The sequence below is a fragment of the Pseudomonas sp. PDM16 genome (assembly GCF_014851865.1).
Lineage (GTDB): Bacteria > Pseudomonadota > Gammaproteobacteria > Pseudomonadales > Pseudomonadaceae > Aquipseudomonas.
In genome coordinates this window covers 1-423 of sequence record NZ_JACVAM010000034.1, presented here as the reverse complement: position 1 = coordinate 423, position 423 = coordinate 1, and the positions used below count along the sequence as shown (strand labels likewise).

Below are 423 nucleotides of genomic sequence, written 5' to 3'. Positions count from 1 at the left end.
ATGAGCAATAAATTGGAACTCCTCAGCTTTATTGAATTTTTTGAGTCCGAGCCTGAGTGGACACATGAAATGGACTGGTTCTATGGCGCGCGCTTTATTACAACACGGGGCTCAGACACCGTAATAGCTACAGTTGCACCAGATGAAGCTGAATTTTCCCTTGAGTGGCGCCAGGCAAACCGAACCCTTATAAAATTCAAGCTAGTCATGGTTACTGAGTGGGTATTTCAAACCCTCGACGGGCAAGAGCAGTTATTCATCAAAACCACATCTGATCGAGAGACTCTTTGTGTAATTACTCTCAAACCAGAAGTGGCAGTAAACTTAGAGGCGCTTTGGTGAGCATGGCCGCTAACAATGCGCTCAAAGCGCTCACTCCGTTCGCTGGGACCGGCGAAGCCGGCCCCTTAGCTTAATCGTTAG

At 47.8% G+C, this 423-nt stretch carries 1 protein-coding gene; it reads left to right on the top strand.

Annotation, left to right across the window (positions count from 1 at the left end):
- Positions 1–342: hypothetical protein (locus tag IB234_RS23830; protein ID WP_192322330.1), on the top strand; the 342-nt coding region annotated here is incomplete at its 5' end.
- Between the last annotated feature and the right edge of the window lie 81 nt (positions 343–423).